Consider the following 439-nt stretch of genomic DNA (forward strand, 5'->3'; position numbering starts at 1 on the left):
CTTCTATTCGGTGCAAAACGCCTCCAAATGGGTGGGCAAATATCAGCCCAACACCCTGCGCGAAACGGCAGGCAGCGGCGGAAAAGCCAATCAGGAGCAGGAACACAAAGCGCAGCAGGTGGTCGAAAACACCTTGCAATACATCAATTCGTTTGACCGGCACAACTTCCAGATATTGCTGGGGCAAGGCTATCAAACAGATGAAAATCAGGGTTTTAAGGGTTATAACTCCAATTTCCCCTTAGACGATATTTTGTTCAACAATCTGGGCTTGGGCGAAGGCATCAAAACCGGTGAAAAAGCCAAAGTGGATATGTCGAGCCACAAATATCGGGATAAATTGGCATCCTTTTTTGCCCGCGCTATGTACAACTACGACGGTCGCTATTTCCTGAACGCGAGCGCACGCTTGGAAGGTTCGTCCAAATTCGGAGCAAAA

Annotated in this window: 1 pseudogene; it reads left to right on the top strand. The window is 48.5% G+C overall.

What is annotated here, in order from left to right:
• Nucleotides 1-439: pseudogene (locus ASC50_RS04730) on the top strand (hypothetical protein); the annotation flags it as partial.

The sequence above is a fragment of the Candidatus Symbiothrix dinenymphae genome (assembly GCF_001431085.1).